This window comes from Burkholderia sp. THE68, from assembly GCF_009938265.1.
Classification (GTDB): domain Bacteria; phylum Pseudomonadota; class Gammaproteobacteria; order Burkholderiales; family Burkholderiaceae; genus Caballeronia.
In genome coordinates, this window is the sequence record NZ_AP022320.1 from 152,513 (window position 1) to 167,560 (window position 15,048).

Annotated in this window: 15 protein-coding genes; 6 read left to right on the forward strand and 9 right to left on the reverse strand. The window is 59.4% G+C overall.

Annotated features, from left to right (window positions below; all coding sequences use genetic code 11):
* Positions 1-371 precede the first annotated feature (371 nt).
* Positions 372-788 carry a surface-adhesin E family protein gene (locus tag BTHE68_RS37325; protein ID WP_353622679.1) on the reverse strand — a complete coding sequence of 139 codons (417 nt, stop codon included), beginning with the start codon at positions 786-788 and terminating at the stop codon, positions 372-374.
* A gap of 368 nt (positions 789-1,156) precedes the next feature.
* Between BTHE68_RS37325 and BTHE68_RS36120 the strand changes: the two genes are divergently transcribed.
* The 3 genes from BTHE68_RS36120 to BTHE68_RS36130 all read left to right on the forward strand — a co-directional run bounded on the left by BTHE68_RS36120 (position 1,157) and on the right by BTHE68_RS36130 (position 3,057).
* A complete protein-coding gene (locus BTHE68_RS36120) occupies positions 1,157-1,966 on the forward strand; it encodes a hypothetical protein (RefSeq protein ID WP_162071102.1) in 810 nt (269 codons plus the stop codon).
* A gap of 107 nt (positions 1,967-2,073) precedes the next feature.
* Positions 2,074-2,316: a hypothetical protein gene (locus BTHE68_RS36125; RefSeq protein ID WP_162071103.1), complete on the forward strand. Its 243-nt coding sequence runs from the start codon at positions 2,074-2,076 to the stop codon at positions 2,314-2,316.
* Positions 2,317-2,769: 453 nt separating this feature from the next.
* The gene (locus BTHE68_RS36130) at positions 2,770-3,057 is read left to right on the forward strand and encodes a hypothetical protein (protein WP_162071104.1); all 288 of its coding nucleotides are present in this window, start codon (positions 2,770-2,772) and stop codon (positions 3,055-3,057) included.
* 21 nt (positions 3,058-3,078) lie between these two features.
* On the opposite strand, the gene BTHE68_RS37225 is transcribed toward BTHE68_RS36130, so the two are convergent.
* Both BTHE68_RS37225 and relB read right to left on the reverse strand, forming a co-directional pair.
* A complete protein-coding gene (locus BTHE68_RS37225; RefSeq protein WP_286202808.1) occupies positions 3,079-3,213 on the reverse strand; it encodes a hypothetical protein in 135 nt (44 codons plus the stop codon).
* Positions 3,214-3,583: 370 nt separating this feature from the next.
* Entirely contained in the window at positions 3,584-3,763 is a 180-nt protein-coding gene (relB, locus tag BTHE68_RS36135) for a type II toxin-antitoxin system RelB family antitoxin (protein ID WP_162071105.1), read from the reverse strand.
* Between the two features lie 264 nt (positions 3,764-4,027).
* Here relB and BTHE68_RS36140 point away from each other — a divergent pair, with 264 nt between their 5' ends.
* Complete coding sequence (locus tag BTHE68_RS36140) at positions 4,028-4,258, forward strand: H-NS family nucleoid-associated regulatory protein (RefSeq protein WP_162071179.1); 231 nt, start codon at positions 4,028-4,030, stop codon at positions 4,256-4,258.
* Here BTHE68_RS36140 and BTHE68_RS36145 read toward each other — a convergent pair.
* Entirely contained in the window at positions 4,187-5,908 is a 1,722-nt protein-coding gene (locus tag BTHE68_RS36145) for a caspase family protein (RefSeq protein ID WP_162071106.1), read from the reverse strand. The genes BTHE68_RS36140 and BTHE68_RS36145 overlap by 72 nt on opposite strands.
* A gap of 4 nt (positions 5,909-5,912) precedes the next feature.
* The gene (locus BTHE68_RS36150) at positions 5,913-6,275 is read right to left on the reverse strand and encodes a hypothetical protein (RefSeq protein WP_162071107.1); all 363 of its coding nucleotides are present in this window, start codon (positions 6,273-6,275) and stop codon (positions 5,913-5,915) included.
* Positions 6,276-6,776: 501 nt separating this feature from the next.
* On the opposite strand from BTHE68_RS36150, the gene BTHE68_RS36155 reads away from it, so the two are divergent.
* Both BTHE68_RS36155 and BTHE68_RS36160 read left to right on the forward strand, forming a co-directional pair.
* Positions 6,777-6,953, forward strand: coding sequence for a hypothetical protein (locus tag BTHE68_RS36155; protein WP_162071108.1), 177 nt, complete (start codon positions 6,777-6,779; stop codon positions 6,951-6,953).
* A 2-nt stretch (positions 6,954-6,955) separates the two neighbouring features.
* On the forward strand, positions 6,956-7,750 hold the full coding sequence (locus BTHE68_RS36160; protein ID WP_162071109.1) for a DUF6338 family protein: 795 nt from the start codon (positions 6,956-6,958) through the stop codon (positions 7,748-7,750).
* A gap of 183 nt (positions 7,751-7,933) precedes the next feature.
* On the opposite strand, the gene BTHE68_RS36165 is transcribed toward BTHE68_RS36160, so the two are convergent.
* From BTHE68_RS36165 to BTHE68_RS36180, 4 genes are all read right to left on the reverse strand, one after another.
* Positions 7,934-8,629: a response regulator transcription factor gene (locus BTHE68_RS36165; RefSeq protein ID WP_162071110.1), complete on the reverse strand. Its 696-nt coding sequence runs from the start codon at positions 8,627-8,629 to the stop codon at positions 7,934-7,936.
* Between the two features lie 538 nt (positions 8,630-9,167).
* Complete coding sequence (locus tag BTHE68_RS36170) at positions 9,168-12,530, reverse strand: eCIS core domain-containing protein (protein ID WP_162071111.1); 3,363 nt, start codon at positions 12,528-12,530, stop codon at positions 9,168-9,170.
* A gap of 19 nt (positions 12,531-12,549) precedes the next feature.
* Positions 12,550-13,500, reverse strand: a complete 951-nt coding sequence (locus BTHE68_RS36175) for a hypothetical protein (RefSeq protein ID WP_162071112.1) — start codon at positions 13,498-13,500, stop codon at positions 12,550-12,552.
* Entirely contained in the window at positions 13,497-14,984 is a 1,488-nt protein-coding gene (locus BTHE68_RS36180; protein WP_162071113.1) for a hypothetical protein, read from the reverse strand. The genes BTHE68_RS36175 and BTHE68_RS36180 overlap by 4 nt, the downstream gene beginning before the upstream one ends.
* Positions 14,985-15,048 lie beyond the last annotated feature (64 nt).

The window sequence follows — 15,048 nt, forward strand, 5'->3', positions numbered from 1 at the left end:
CTTGCTGGCACTATCCTTTTCGTTCAAAGTGTTAGCGGAGGCTGGCGATCTTACATCGCAGTTGATCACTGCTTTCGAAGACGAAAGGGCTGCGACAAACGCTGCCGAGATAATGTTGAAACCGTTTAAGTACGAGCAAAACAGACGGAGCGACAGTACGCTAGCGCGGTTCGATTATGAAAAAGGGATCCCCATTTCTGGACCTTACCATTTAGTCGCTTTTGAGTCTGACGGCCTCCCGCTATTTACCCTTACGCTTGCGAAGTAGCTGGCGTATTCCAAATGGATTTCTTCAGGGAAATTCGCACCGGACTGCAGCCAGTCGCAGCGAGCGGTGCGGGTGCGAATTTCCCCTGGTCTTACCGAAATCATCATGATCGACAGAGCCGCGATGCGACCGCGTCCATATTCGTCTCCGGTACAATCTCTTTCCACTCGTGATCGTCTGTCGCGCTTCCTACCACAGCGCCGCTATCGTCATAAGCAGTTATCGATCTGCTATGCCACGTTCGGCGCGCGCAGTCGACATCGTCATGCGTCACTGTGTAAGAGTAAGTCACGCTCTTCCAAGACTTAGCGGGCGTATATACCTTCTTCGTCCAATAATCGACTACGTTGCCACTTCGCTTAACCGTATCGATTGCTACGAAAAACTGGACATTTTTTGATGTTGATACCAGTTTCCAGTTGGCCGCGTGTGCGGCAAACGAGAAGCAGATGGCGGCTGCCGCGATGGCGAATTTAATTCTCATTTGATGTGACCTCCCCGATGGCTTGCATTCTTGCATTCTCCGCTGTTCGTTCTTGTCCTTTACCGCACACGCAATGAAAACGCTCGGCAGGCGGCCCGTGGTCACGATGGGGAGGCGACTGGGGTCTTCGCAAACGAAGGCAACTTGATGCCGGCGCGCGCATACCTACGCTGTTCGATCCACTAAGAGGACCAACTCGCCACCGGCATACGGTTGTCGATGATCTTCTCGAGGATCTCGGTGGGCGCCGTAGCACACGGCAGCTTCCTTGTTCGGTATCTGACTTGAGGAATTCCGATTCCTACGCGACTCACAGGTTCCTGGCCGCTCCGCTCGAGCTGATAGTGGTCGCGCTTGCGTTATATTGCACCACCGCCCAGTCCGGGCTACTTTCGTGTCGAACTATGAGTGGAAACCTCGCGAACGTCTGGGCCAACCTCGATAAGGTCCCGAACATTGTCCAAATTCTTGTCACTGCAGCTACCGCCCTCATCGCGACGACTGCGACGATCTTAGTCGCGTTGATCGCTGCACTAGTGAGCGTATACAACACGAGAAATACGCTCAATCAGTCGAGAGAATCGCTCAGAGTTCAGCGGGCATCAAGCGATCGGCAAGCGGCTACATTCATCGCCGAGAAGCGGCAGAAATGGATAGACGATCTCCGCGCAGACGTGTCACTCTACGTCGCACTGACAACCCTCATGGTGGAAGGCTGGAAGCGCATGATCGGCGAGGTGGCTCACGCATGGGACAACGCGCCACCCGAGTTTCCGAGCCAGCTACACGGCTTCACCGAATCGGCAATGACATACGCAGCAACCATCGCGGAGCATGAAAGTCAGCACCACAGGCTGCTCACGCAGATCCTGCTGCGTCTAAACAACGAAGAAGTGGCGCACCTCGGGCTGGTCGATCGGCTTTTTAAGGTTCGGAGTTTGTTGGCTGATCTCAACATGAACGCTACGGCGCGTCACGTCTACGACAATCAAGAGATTTTCAGAGGCATCGAGCACGAGTTGCAGTTCGCGCAGATATACGCCAAGGTGATTTTGAAGGAGGAGTGGCAAAAGTTGAAGCGAGAGGTCGCCAATCCCGAGCGTCTCATAACTGAAATTCTCGCCACGAGCGCGCCCGACGTTGAAACGATGGAGGCGCTCGTTAACAAGACGGCGCCCAACGTACCGTCACCCTTTTCGAATCCGAACGCTTAGGGGCGAAAGAATCGGGCGATCAATCCAGCAGACGCCTTGCACAGCGTTTAGACTTGAGCGAACAGTGAAGGGAGTTTCGACAGCTTCCAATGCCATCGGGATAGGTCATGACGATCAATGTTGAGTTGGAACTTCGCGAAGAGGTCTACCGAGCCCTCGTCATGATCGCCGACGCCTGCAGCCTTGCGCATCAGCGACGCAAGACCACAACCACCCACGGCCCTCTCGACGTGGTGGCTTTGCTTACCATGCTCGCCGAGGACGCGGCGCTTCTACACAGCCGCCCCGGTGGCTGGGAGGCCGCGAACATGGCGATCCTTTTGGCGTCGCACGGCTACGAGGTCGAGTGACTACGGCATAATCGCGCGGCGTGGGCCGCGCGATTATGCCGCGTGAGAGTCGCTCAGCTCTGACAGACGGCGTTTGTTCGAGCGGCTCCAACCGTGTAGCTGGGCTATGGTGGCGAAAGACGAATGCCGTCAGTAGACGAGGAGCGCAAAAATGATCGGGTGTTTCGAGTGCGCTGCGTGCAGAAAAGTAACGCCGCTGTTCAACGACAAGGATGAACTCAGGTGCTCTATCTGCCAATCAACTGATGGTACATGGCGCTCACCGGAGGATTGTCAAAAGATGCTCGACGCCGGTGTCTATTTCAACATCCTCGCGAAAAAGACGAAACGCCAGAAATAGTGCGTCCGTTCGTTTATTCGATAACTTCTACTACGACACCCAGGCACCCGCTTATCAGCGTGGCATGGACTGGGCGAGGGCGTGGCTGGATTCAAACTTTTGAGAGTTGGGTCATGAGCGAGTTCGCAACAATCGTCGGAATTGTGGGCTCACTCCTGGCAATCGTGAACACGATCTATCAAATTCGAAAGTCGTCCCGCGACATTGAAAAGATGGATCGCGAGCTCGGACGAAACAAAGAGGCAAGGCGGGGGCAAATTCAGGTGCGATGGTGGGCCATCGCGCTCGTGCTAATCGTGCTCATATGGAGCATCCTCGCGGCCGGCGGCGCTTTCAATGAGAGTTCTGGGGAACGCGACAACAAGCTCAAAGATAGCCTTGGCATTCGTCACCAACCCTAAGTTTTGGCAGATCAGGAAGCTTCAGTAATCGTCGTCGATCGATTCATCGGCGGCCGGCTGCGGCGCCTCGTCATACATCATCGCGATGAGGTTCGGAAAGATGTGCGCGCCGTGCGCGACGACATCGCTCAGAGAGATGCTGCCTTGCCGTTTCATGAAAGAAATTCCGTTAGTAAGAGCCTCGATATATTAACGAGGCTCCTACTTCCTAAACGTCAGCACTGTTAAAGGCTTTCCTGCTGGTTAAACAGACCTTTGACTTGAGTGGTTGCGTTAGGTGCTATCAAAAAGCTAATGGGTCCGCAGAAGGGCCCGTAGCACGGTGTTGGCTTAGGCGTAGGTTGAACAGGAGTGCACTCCGATCCGTGGCAACGCGGAAAGAGATAGGGGTGCTCGGACGCCGGGACCACGGAGTCGAGGATCTGATCGAAGAGTTTGGTGGCAGCCATGGGGCTGCGCTGCGCGATGAAGGCCATGCGCTCGCGCAACTCTTCGCGTGCTTTTTCAGTCCAGAGGATCCGCAGACTCACCGCGGTTTGGCGTTAGCTATGGTCTTGCGGATGTCGGCCACGACTTCATCGTGCGGCACGAGCGGGCGCGGGTCATTAAGCGCTTCTTGGACCTTGGCGCGAAACCAGCGGTCATGGGAAGCGGCCTGTTCCTCGGTGTCGAATTCCGACTCGATGGGAGAAAGGGATGTGCTCATAACGGTCAGTATAAGGGAGTTTGAGAGAGTGTGAATGACAGGACGCGACGAAAAAATGCAACTAATAGTCTACTTTCGGTGGCGTCCGGTACGGAACCACTTGCGGAGAAAAAACATGGCGTCCAAAACACTTGCGCAGATGCGGGAAGAATACTGCGCTGGAACAGCAAATTGCTGCGGCCGAAGCATAAGGGTGTACGAAGGCCATCGAACGGATCCGCCGGATCATGGCGAAATTCAACGACTCCTGAAGACTTTGTGGTGATGCGCAAGCGCGGTCCGAATAGGAAACCGGCCGAACCGGTGCAAGCGAAAATTCAGGATCCGAACACCGGTGCCACTTGGAGTGGCCGAGGCCGCGCACCGGCCGAGTTCGTCGACGTGTCTTCCGCGGGCCGAGTAGGACGGCAGACAAATTGTTCTTTAGCTGTTAAGCCATGTCCACAGCTTTTGCGCCACGAGGCAAACTATCGCGCAGCCGAAGCTGATGGTTAGACTGGATAGGAGTAAATCTTGCTCGAGCGAACCTCTGGAAAAGAGAAAAACACTCGAACTGACTCCCGTAAACAGCATAGCGGAAACCATAGCCCCCAAAAAGATGCCCCGCAAAAATGTTCCTACGAGCATGACAGATCCAACGAATGTCAATATCAACCACAACGCGGGAAGATCTTGGTGTTTACTGAAGGCGGTTCCCGTTGCTCCGCCAACGATGAACACAGAGTAGAGGCAAACTAGCATCCAGCGAGGGACGGGCCTGTCGCTTTGGGAATCTAACTCCGACTCACGCGTTTCGGTTGCGAGAAGATTTCGCGAACGCCCATTTTTTCCCGTGTCCACACCTAGATCTGGGCGCTTACGTTGCGAGTCGTCTTCCGCCTGATCGGTCGCCCAAGAGATCCACTCACGTTCGACCGCGATTGCACCGCGCTCGCGATTCGGTTCTTTGGGCTGCTGAGCTTTAAACTCCTTTTCAACCCTCCGAGCGTCGATCTCTTCCTGAATCGATTGGCGTTCTGATGCCTCAAGCGCCTCGGGTGCCTTTTCAATCGAGGGTGATCCCTGCTTTTCTTGGTCGCTTGCCTTCTCCCCTGTGTCGATGCCTCTACGCATCACGTGAGTGTTAGGCTGCACTTCCGGACCATCGGCGACGTTTTCGAGGTCAGCCGCCGAGACCTGAAGCTCCACGAAGGCCGCCATCATGGCATCGAAGACTTCGCGATCTCGCTCGGAACCTATGCGCTCGCGCAGCAATTTCCGAGCGGCAATTCGAAGGGTCGGCCGCTTAGAAACGGTGTCTTTCAACTCTGCCACAGCGTTTTGACGGATGCTCCAAACAGGATCTTCGAATTTCGCCAGAAGGTCGGCGGGGATGGTCAGAGGTCGTGCTGCCGGATTTCGGGCAATGACCATGTCGCCGGAGTTTCGTGCGTACCTTTGCGGGGTCATCGCCGCCCCGGACTGGCGGGCGCGTCGGCAGAGATAGGTGTAGAGATCGTCGAGAGTAATGTACGGTTTGTCCGGTGCTGCTTCCCCAAGGCCTAGTCCATCAACCAGCCACGACGTGAAGTGGGAAAGCGTTGTTCGGCCGCCTGTGTGTTCGTCTCGAAGAGGGTCCGCGTCCAACGCGTATTGGATAGCATTCGTGGCAGTCAATACGTAGTGGCCTTCCGCGCCTTCGCCAGGATCAAAGGTTGCGTCATTGACCGCCGAATTTTTTCTACCTTTGGCGCCTTCGGTGAAGACACCGCTGTGGCAGCAATCTAGCACTACGATTATCTTTGCAGCGCGAGACTGCTGCATCATCTCGCGGATCTCTGTGGCCGGAAGGCTACGCGCTCGCGGCCGTTCAGCGCGTGTATCTCCCGTGCACAGAAAAAGGTTGTTAGCCCAGTCCACAATCCCGTGCCCCGAGTAATACAACAGCACCATGTCGGAAGGGTGCCGATCGTCCAGCAGGAAGGACAGTTTGTCGCGGACGGTCACCAAGTCCTCGTCAATGCTGGTGACGACCTCGAACCCGCCGCGTGAGGGATCAGCAAGTACCGCTTCGAGCGCCTCAACGTCTGACCGTGGCGCCAGCAAGCCACTCAACTGAGGATCCGAGAAACGCGTGACCCCGATGAGCAAGGCTTGAGCGCTCACGGCGCTATTCCCGTGCGCGAAGCTGTTTCGCAAGCTTCGCTACCTCGGCCGGAGTAACCCGCCGTGGATCGAAGCTAACTTCAGCCGTGTCGCGTGTGATCTTCATTGTTACAGGCGGATGGCCGGGCCGAGACGCGATCGCTTTGATGATTTCTAACGCGCCGGTTAACGCTTCAACTGGCAAGCCAACAAGAAGACTACCTATGACGCTAACAAGACCTTTCGCCGACTCGGGCGCTGATGCAACCACTGGATCAACGCTGTCCGCCTTTCGACCGCGGAATAGCGCGTCACCGATGTCCCGAGACAGCGCGGCAACCTCGCGCTCGGTCATCTCTTCACTGATGATGTCGATCCGGATTTCCATCGCGTCATTTCCCCTGGTCGGGTGCAACCGCGAAGCCAACGATTGTCATTTCATATTAGGCGATGGGCATCGCCATGGCGGCCAATCCGGAGGCGGCCAGTGCGTTGACACGCGCCGACGGGCGCGTTGCCCGTTGGGTTTGGAACATTTTAGTGACGCCGCGAAGACCGGCGCCGTCGCTTACAATAATTGACATAATTGTTTCTATCAACTTTTAGTAGTCTGCTTAAATTCGCGGCGAAAGCTGCGCGGCGACGTGGGCACCAAGCACCGTCAAGCCTCGTTGGCGAGCAGTTCTCCGCGGCGCGTCTTAGCTCATCTAGCGCTTGAAATATACTTACCCAGCTGCCAAATATCCGTGTATTAAGCTTGTTCACGCGTCGCAAAATAGGCAATTATTACCTATTTGATGGCTAAGCCTCAGTTTTGACACACGCTAATAGCCGCTCCCAACAAGCTGCGCTATGCTGTTGAGTAGTCAGCAAACTATCAGAGGTGAATATGAAGGTCGTGATGAGTTCAGATGTCAAAGCGCTCAAGCGATCCGCCTCCGGCATGAAGGCGTTGCGTACGATCGCTGCCAGCAGCAAGACGAACCGCGACACAAAGGTTGAACTTCGTGACGCGAATGGAAAGCGGCACTCGGTTGTGGTGAAGGTCGTTAACAGCAAGGGCTAAGCTTGAACATCGCTTTCCCAGCTGTCCTGCTGTTTGCCTTACTCTTCCCCGGCATTGTTTTCTATCACTTCTATCAGGATCGCGAGGTACGCGAGGCTGACTTCACGCCGTTTAGCCGTGCTCTGTTCATCGCGATTTTGGCCGCCTGCATTCTCAATGCAACGACGACGGCTATCGTGCATTTCGGCTGGGGATACAACATTCTCGTCGGCGATATCTTGCGCCTCTTGATTGGAGGCACCAGTCCCTCCGCACAAGTTTCGCTTAACGCGGCTACTTTGCGGTTGAACGACCACCCGCTCGAGCCAATCGGGTTCCTCCTTATATCCATTTTCCTTGCCATCGCGAGCTCGCTCGGATGGAGATGGGGGGTGCGCGGACTCGGTCTCGATCGCGCTTCCTCTCGGTTTCAATCCCTCATACGTGCTAGCGCTCCTTGGTACTACCTCTTTCGGGGTATCGATTCGCCAGAGAAGCCCGATGCAGTGCTCGTCTCAGCAATCGTTTCGTTGAAAGACACGTCGTACTTGTACACCGGTGTCCTGGAGGATTATTTCCTCACATCTAAGGGCGAGCTTGATCGCCTCGTTTTGAGCGGTGCCGCCCGACGCAAGCTCGAAGAAGACCACAAGGAAGGCAAGCAATGGGACGACCGGTTCTACGCGATCGATGGCGATTACCTCGTCATCCGTCAGAGCGAGTGGACAACACTGAACTTCAAGTACCTGATAGTGCAGGGAACGGTGCCCGACGTTGCCGAGGTAGAAGCCTTTTCAACCAACGACGGTTCTGCGTGAGGGTCATGCGCGCCGGCGCCGCGCGTGAACAACGGAGCGTCGACAGCGCTTCGATCCCGCGGATCGCCACTGTACTTTCTTGAAGCGTTAGCGTCGTAATCCTAATCTTCAGGGGAAATCCCAATCTTCATCAGAACTCGATGATGAACAAGCTTTGAAAAATGAAACGCTCGTGGCGCCCGCTCATTCGTTCTGCGCAGCCCGGTGCGCAGAACGGTCGTGCGCGGGCCTCTCCGGTAGCGACGAGGTGAGCCACGGCGCCTCGCGCACAGTGCGCATCGCATGCATGCGCCCCGGCAAGTCAAGCTTGGCGAGAATGCTGTGTACATGATGCTTGACCGTCGCCACACTCAGACATAGCTCTCGTGCGATTTCCTTGTTCGTCAGTCCGCATCCGATCAGATGAAGCACCTCGCTTTCGCGACGCGTCAGCATTTGCGCGGCGGCGAGCTTGTCTGATACCGCATCCATGCGAAACAGGGCGCGCAGCAGCCCGCTGGAGATTTCCGCCGGACACGCGAGCCTTCCTGCGACGACATCGACGAGTGAACGGCACAATGCGTCGATCGAGCAATCGCGGGCGACATAGCCGCGGAATCCCGCGCGACCGCAGCGGATCACTTCCTGACGTTGCTCCGCAAGACCGAGCGCCACCAGCGCGACTTCCGGCCATTCGACGGCCACCGCGCGCACGTCATAGAGATCGATGCCCTGCGTGACATCGATGAGCGCGAGATCCGCCGGCATCGAACCGAATGCATTGCGCAGCGCCGTCAGATCGTTGACGACCGCTGTCAGGGAGATCTCCGGACGATGGCTGAAGCATGCCTCAAGACCTTCGCCAAGCAGGCGGACCGGAGTCAGCAGGATGATATTCATGGAAAGCCCCGCATGCACCGCGACCGCATCGCGCGTCGTCAGACGAGCGTCGCGGGAAAGTGCAAGACATCGGACACGGGAAAGCGGTAAAGATGGGGGTGATGCCCGGCGCTTCGGAACGTTGGGCCGGCGCATCGTCCTCATGCAGTCATGTGGGCAAGTCTCTCGCGAATGCACGCGCGATGTCGCGAGCGTGTAATGGGAGGCGGTAGCGCCGGTCGCACGCGACCGCACGAAACGGGCGGCAGGGCGCGAACGGCCGTTCCGCCACGGACGTCACATGACTGGTGCGCATGCAGGTCACGGGCCTTCTCCTCATGCCTGGCGGCATCGGGGCCGCAACCAGCAGTGTTCATGGCGACGGCTCTTCCTTTCCGGGGCGACGGTGCGAGCCGGGGCACTTTCGGCGCGTCGACGAAATGCGTTCGAAAGCCTCGCGATGTTCGTTTGAAAAGCTTTATAGGACAGAGCCGCCCTTAAATCAATGTTTTGCTACGCCGGACGCCCACTTCGTTAGGATCGCGAGTTATTTTCCGCGTCATTTCGAGAGGGAATCGATATCCTGATTTTTGATCTGATTCTCGCCCGCGATGATACGTTTGCTGACTTCACCGATAAGCGTCTTGCTGTCCGCTTCGTCGAGCCCGGACTGCTTCTTATCCGACAAGTCCGTCCAGAATGCCGAGTCCGGATTGGCGACCCCCTGCATCACATCGACGTCGCGCGTGAGTTCCTGGCGCAGAACCGTAACGACGGCGTCGCGCTGTTCCTGCTTCTTCTTGCCGGACGCCAGTGGCGCCACCTTTCTGTTGAAATCTTCCTTCGTCTTGGTGCCCTTGCCGCCGAACGTCGCACCGGCCATATGTCGGATCTTGTGCAGATTGATGGCATATCCCTGCTTGGCGCGATTTTCCTTGCGCGTGAACAGTTGGCCCTTTTCGTCGAAGTAGCCGAACTCGTAGGCCGCGATCAAGACCGCCGCCTGCGGCTGATGGTCGGCGGTGAAGTTGTCGCCTTTGGGCTTGGGCATGGAGCCATAGGTGCCGGTGAGGCCTTCGAGCAGATATCTCTCGCGGATATCCTTGATGTTCAGCTCGGCTCGGCCCATCAGCGTGCTGAGCCGCTCGCCGACGACCACGTTCTTCTTCAGCAACTCGTTCTGGAGCTTGTCGATCTCGGGCGACTCCAATGGTCTGCCTTTGGCCACCTTCGCGTCGATTTGCGCGAGCGTTTTCTCCGCATCGGCGATTGCCGCCTTGACCTCATCGATCTGAGTCTTGTTCGCCGTTTCGAATCCGACGCCCTTGCTTTTCACGAAAGCGTCGAGGAAGGCTCTGGCCGGCATGACGGTGCTCGCGATCGCAAGGTACGGATGCGCGCCTTTCTCCTCGACGAGAATCGAATGACTCTTTCCTTTATCGTCCTTGAAGCCTGTCTTTACGGCGAGCCAGTTGAACAGCTTGCCGACCACCTTCTTGCCCACCGCCACGGCGCTCGCGGCCCCCTTCTTCACCCAGTTGGCGGCCTTCGCAATCCAGCCGACGAGCCAGTCCAGCGCCTTGTCGAACGGCGCGCGCACCTTGTTGAACACGCCCATCACCTTGTCGGCGACTTTGCCCAAGCCCGCGAAGCCCGCAAGGAAGTTGATCGCAAGCGACAGTCCGCTCGCAAGCGCGCCCTCGACCCGGGCGACGGCCGCGCCGATGTTCCCGTTCGCAATGTTAATAATCGAATCGACAAAGCTCGCGACCAGTTGGGCAATGCTCTTCAGTTTGTTCACGAACACCATCACGGTGTCGTAGATCGAAATGATCGCGGAGATGAAGCCCGCGCCCGGAATGAAGATTGCAATCAGCTTTGGAATGGCGCGCTTGACGACCATGTCGACGACGAAATCCTGAATCCCGCCGATCACCGTCTCCTTGAGATCGGCCAGTTGCTCCTTGATCTTGTCCCACGCCGCGACGGGGCCGTCGCGCACCAGCGCGACCACGATGTCGAAGCCCTTTTCGAGCCCCTTCACGAAAGTTTCGCTCGTCGCTTTGACGAGCTTCTGGCGGATATTCGCCCAACTGAGCCCGAGCACCGAGAGCGCGAACTTCGCGATTTCGATCAGCGTGAACGCGCGCGGAATATAGATGCCCGGCAGGGACCCCGTCAGCCAGTCGATGAGGCCCGCCTTGAGATGGTCGAGGAAATGCTCGGCGAAGTTCAGAAAGCCCTCTTTCGCCGCCTTGATCAGATTACCGACGAACGGCAGCGGATCGCGCAGGATCTTCCTGAGCGCCGCGCCGGTGCGTTTGATGTATGACAGCGCGCCGGGGCTGACCGAATCGAACACGATTTCGAGCAGGTTCCAGACCGCCGTTGCGCCCCACGTAACGAAGCGTCCCGCGAAGCCGCCGAACACGCCGGCCAGCTTGGCGAACGCGCGTGGAATAAGGATGATGTCCGCCACTTCGAGCGCGTGGAATGCCTGCACGAACAAGCCCGGAATCTCGCTGATGAAGCCTTTCAGCGCGGCGATCGCGCCTTTGAACCAGGCGAAGGCGCGCGGCACCGCCTTGGCTTTTTGCATGTTGTCCCAGATTTCTTCCTCGCCGATGAACTTCATGAACGCGCCCAGCAGCGACTCGGGATCTTGCTCGACACTCTCGCCGGTGATCGGATCCTTGCCCATCACGGCGCAGAGCAGCGGATAGCCATCGGTCGTGCGCGCGAAATCCGCGATCGGCCGCAGAATTGCGTCCTTGATGAGCCCGACGATGCCGTCCTTCAAGGCGATCGCAAACGCCGTGATCCGCGCGATCGGCCTGTCGACGATGCCGCGCGCGCGGTTCCACAGGTCGCCGGGATCGGTGAGATCGGTTAGTTTGAATTGATGCAGGAAACCGTCGATGTCCTGCGAAACCGAACCAGCGATGTCCTTGATCGCGTCGAACTGTTCCTGCACCCAGACGCTGGCGCTTGCGAATACGCCGTGGCGATTCATCGCGTCGGTGATGACCGCGCCGCCCGGAATCAGCTCGATCGCGCCCTTCAGAATGTTGCCGGCGCTGCGCTCGACGTGCGCGCCGCTGATCGGATTCACGCCGATCACGACCGTCAGCATCGTGAAGCCCGGAATGTTGGCCGCTTTTTCCGCGAAGTATTTTCGCGGGTCCGGAATTTCGATCAGATCGCGCTGGACGTGGGTGCTCGCTCGCGCGGCTACGCCAGGCTTGTCGCGCCGCTGGCTTGCAGCGCCCTGCTGGATTGTGTGCGTGAGTTCATGCGCGATCAGCTCGCGGCCCTGCTCGTTGTCCGGGCGAAAGCGGTCGCGCCCGAAGTACACATGCGGGCCGACCGTGAATGCGTGCGCATCCAGACTCGCGCTCCGGCGCGCCGCGTCGTCGTCGGTATGGATACGCACCTGGCCGAAGTTCGCGCCGAAGCGCGCCTCCATGAAACCCCGCACTCCCGCGGGCAAGGGCGCGCCACTCGTGCCGGCCGCCGCGGCGACGGGTGGCGCAGGAGGCGTGCTCGCTGGCGGCGCGGGACGCGCTGGGAGCACCGCGCGCTGAATCTTGTGCTTGCCGCCGTCCTCGTCGTGCCGCACATCTGCGCGTTGCACCAGCTCGCCCATGTGGACGACCCGGCGCCCAGTTTCACGCGCTTCGTGCTCGGCCGGATCGGATGGATGCGACACGTGCGCGCCCTGCAACGATACCGGCGTGCGCATCGACACCTGCGCCGGCAGCGGCGCGCTCGCCCGGGCCAGCAGCGCTTGCGCGCCCTCGATGCCCGCACGTTGACGCAGCGCCTGCGCGTTCGTCGGCGCCGCGCTGCGTCGTGCCGCAGACGACGCCACGCGCCGCGTGATCGCGGGCGTCCTGGCCGGTCCGGAGCGCTCGCGCGCCATGATCGCCTCGCGCCGCCGCTCAGGTCTTCTTCAGCGATTGCTGCTCTTCCCACACGACCGGGTCGCGCATCAGCACCGGGCGCACGAAACGCCGCACCTGATGATCGAGCTTCCACTCGCGCGGCGGCGAATTCCCGCCGGTGTCCGCATCCTTGGAACCTCTCGCGATGGCCAGCACGATCCAATGGTTCGTGCAGTCGCAGCAGTCGCATGCGCATAGTCCGGCGTAGTGGTCGTGATGGCACGAAAGGGACGGGTCCGCACAACCGCAGTCCGGCGCGGCTGGCGGCTCGCTAGACGACGGACGCGCCGCGCAGTCCGAAGTCGTAGCCGCGAGAGAATTATCTTTCTCGTCGGTGTCGTCTTTTTCGCCGATCTTTCGGATTCCATCGCCCTTGTCGCTGTTGTCTGCATTGCCGCTTCCGTCGCACTCGTTTTTCCCATCGCCCTTGTCCTGCGTCCGCCCTGACGTAACGTCGCATCCGCATGAGCATTCAGGCCGCTCGCCCAGCACGCCGATCTCGTAGCAGTCGCGCTCGCGGGTGCACACCATGCTGTCCGTGTCGTCATCGTCGTCGCAGGAACAGGTCGTCGAGCGCGGCGCACAGGACTTGTCGGTCCGGCGCAGCACGATCCACAAGGTCGATGGAACCGTCCGGCTCCCGCACGACGGGTCCAACGTGACGCTCCGTTCCTGCGGCACGTGGATCGGGTCGCCGTGACAATCGAGCGCCACGCCCGGGTGGACTGTCAGCTGCACGCCTCCGCAGGCGGCTTTTGCACTCACACGAAGGCCGCAGACCACACCGCAGCCGAACATCGTGCGGAACAGCAGCCGGCTCAGCTCGCGCGTGTAATCGATCGCCTGATTGAGATCGTCGTCGCGCAGCAGCAGCCCGGGACTGAAGCGCGGCCGTACGAGACTGGCATTGCCCTTCACCGGGTCGGTTATTTTTCCAATGGCGCTCATGACGTGGCTCCTTCAGGAGATGGAGACGATTCGCCCGATGTCGGCTTCGACGAGCAGCCGGAACGCCCGTCGACGGCGAACGTCGAGAGAAAGGTCCCGCCGGGCACGCCGCTTCCGGCCGGCGCATTGCCACGCGCACTCCCGTCCACGGCCTGTTGATTGCAATCGATGATCAGGGAGCCGCGCACCTGCACTTCGATATGCGTGACGCCCCGGAAAAGCTTGTCTTGCGGACCGCGCAGGACGTTCGTGATCCAATTGCAGGCGACCACCAGCGTGGCCTTCTGCGCGTAGGTCTCGCCCGAGTCGGGGCCGGGCGCCGGTTCGAGCACCAGATTCTCGATCGGCACTCGCCTGACGTGCCACCAGCCGTTGCCCGCGGGTCCGACGACGCTCATCGAGAAGCAGGCGGGCGTCAGCGACCTGGTCAGAACTGGCCGTGAAAACGTCACCCAGAACTTTTGCGTGACATAGTCGCCCTTGTCATTCACTTCGGCTCCGAAAGCATCCGAGAACGTCCTGAACGGAACTGGCTGTTTCTTGAACCAGTCCGCCCAGCCGATTTCGCTGATGGTCGTAAGGTCACAGCCGCGCAGCAGGTCGTACAAGACATCGTTGCGTTTGACGAGCCGCCTCGGTCCGCAGGCGTCGTACACCGAAAGCAGACGCCAGCCTCCGCATCCCGGATCCTCTTCCAGCGCAACGCAGGCGAGCGGGACGCCGTTGCACAGGTCCGCCCGCGTCACTTCATTCAGCTCGCGCAGGCATTCGCATTCCGGGTCGGGCGACAGCGCTGTCAGGTGCTCGCACAGGCACTGGCCGCCTCGCGGCGGCGCGCCCGGCCGGTCCGCGTGCGCATCGCAGCACGGGCCTGCGCCGCAATCGCACGTCAGCTCGCACGGCCGATCCGCACAGTAGTCGGTGCATTTGACGCGCCGAATCGAATAGCAGACCGTTTCAAACACACCGCCCCATTCGCGGCGTTCGCAACTGCAGGAATCACGCAGCATGACGGGTCCGACGCGACGCTCGGCGTAGTGCACGCTCAACAACCAGCATTCCCCCGGCTTCGGTTGCAGCGAGACGATGCCGTCCGCGAGCGGCGCGCCTTCGGCGTCGAGCACAACGAGCTTATCGAGCTCGAGGAGCAGCGGTTCGGTCTGCACCAGTTCGCGCCCTGCGCGGTCGAGCGCGAGTCCCGCGCCGATGCGCGCCTTGCCGGGCGGGACCGCGCAGCAAGCCGCATCCTTCGGCGGGATCGCGATGGGAAAACCGTACACGACGCCCCAGCCGTGAATTGCCCGGTTGATCAGCCTGCGGCGGCCGATCAGATAGTCCTGCTCGACGCGGAATGCGCCTGGCGTCATGCGTTTGCCGACGAAAAAGCGGTTGCGGCTTCCGGAGTCGCACTTCGCGTCGGCGCACTGGCCGGAACGCGTGCGCCGTTCCGTTGCTGGCGCGCCGTTGGCGGTAGGCGTATTCATGATCGTGTTCTCCTGTGCAGCGATGCGTGATCGGGTCGGGCGTCGTAGCCTTCAGCGCGGCGCA

Coding starts and splice junctions, on each gene's coding strand:
- BTHE68_RS37325 (WP_353622679.1), bottom strand. CDS start 788: ATGCAAGAATGCAAGCCATCGGGGAGGTCACATCAAATGAGAATTAAA.
- BTHE68_RS36120 (WP_162071102.1), top strand. CDS start 1,157: ATGAGTGGAAACCTCGCGAACGTCTGGGCCAACCTCGATAAGGTCCCG.
- BTHE68_RS36125 (WP_162071103.1), top strand. CDS start 2,074: ATGACGATCAATGTTGAGTTGGAACTTCGCGAAGAGGTCTACCGAGCC.
- BTHE68_RS36130 (WP_162071104.1), top strand. CDS start 2,770: ATGAGCGAGTTCGCAACAATCGTCGGAATTGTGGGCTCACTCCTGGCA.
- BTHE68_RS37225 (WP_286202808.1), bottom strand. CDS start 3,213: ATGAAACGGCAAGGCAGCATCTCTCTGAGCGATGTCGTCGCGCACGGC.
- relB (WP_162071105.1), bottom strand. CDS start 3,763: ATGAGCACATCCCTTTCTCCCATCGAGTCGGAATTCGACACCGAGGAA.
- BTHE68_RS36140 (WP_162071179.1), top strand. CDS start 4,028: ATGCGCAAGCGCGGTCCGAATAGGAAACCGGCCGAACCGGTGCAAGCG.
- BTHE68_RS36150 (WP_162071107.1), bottom strand. CDS start 6,275: ATGGAAATCCGGATCGACATCATCAGTGAAGAGATGACCGAGCGCGAG.
- BTHE68_RS36155 (WP_162071108.1), top strand. CDS start 6,777: ATGAAGGTCGTGATGAGTTCAGATGTCAAAGCGCTCAAGCGATCCGCC.
- BTHE68_RS36165 (WP_162071110.1), bottom strand. CDS start 8,629: ATGAATATCATCCTGCTGACTCCGGTCCGCCTGCTTGGCGAAGGTCTT.
- BTHE68_RS36170 (WP_162071111.1), bottom strand. CDS start 12,530: ATGGCGCGCGAGCGCTCCGGACCGGCCAGGACGCCCGCGATCACGCGG.
- BTHE68_RS36175 (WP_162071112.1), bottom strand. CDS start 13,500: ATGAGCGCCATTGGAAAAATAACCGACCCGGTGAAGGGCAATGCCAGT.
- BTHE68_RS36180 (WP_162071113.1), bottom strand. CDS start 14,984: ATGAATACGCCTACCGCCAACGGCGCGCCAGCAACGGAACGGCGCACG.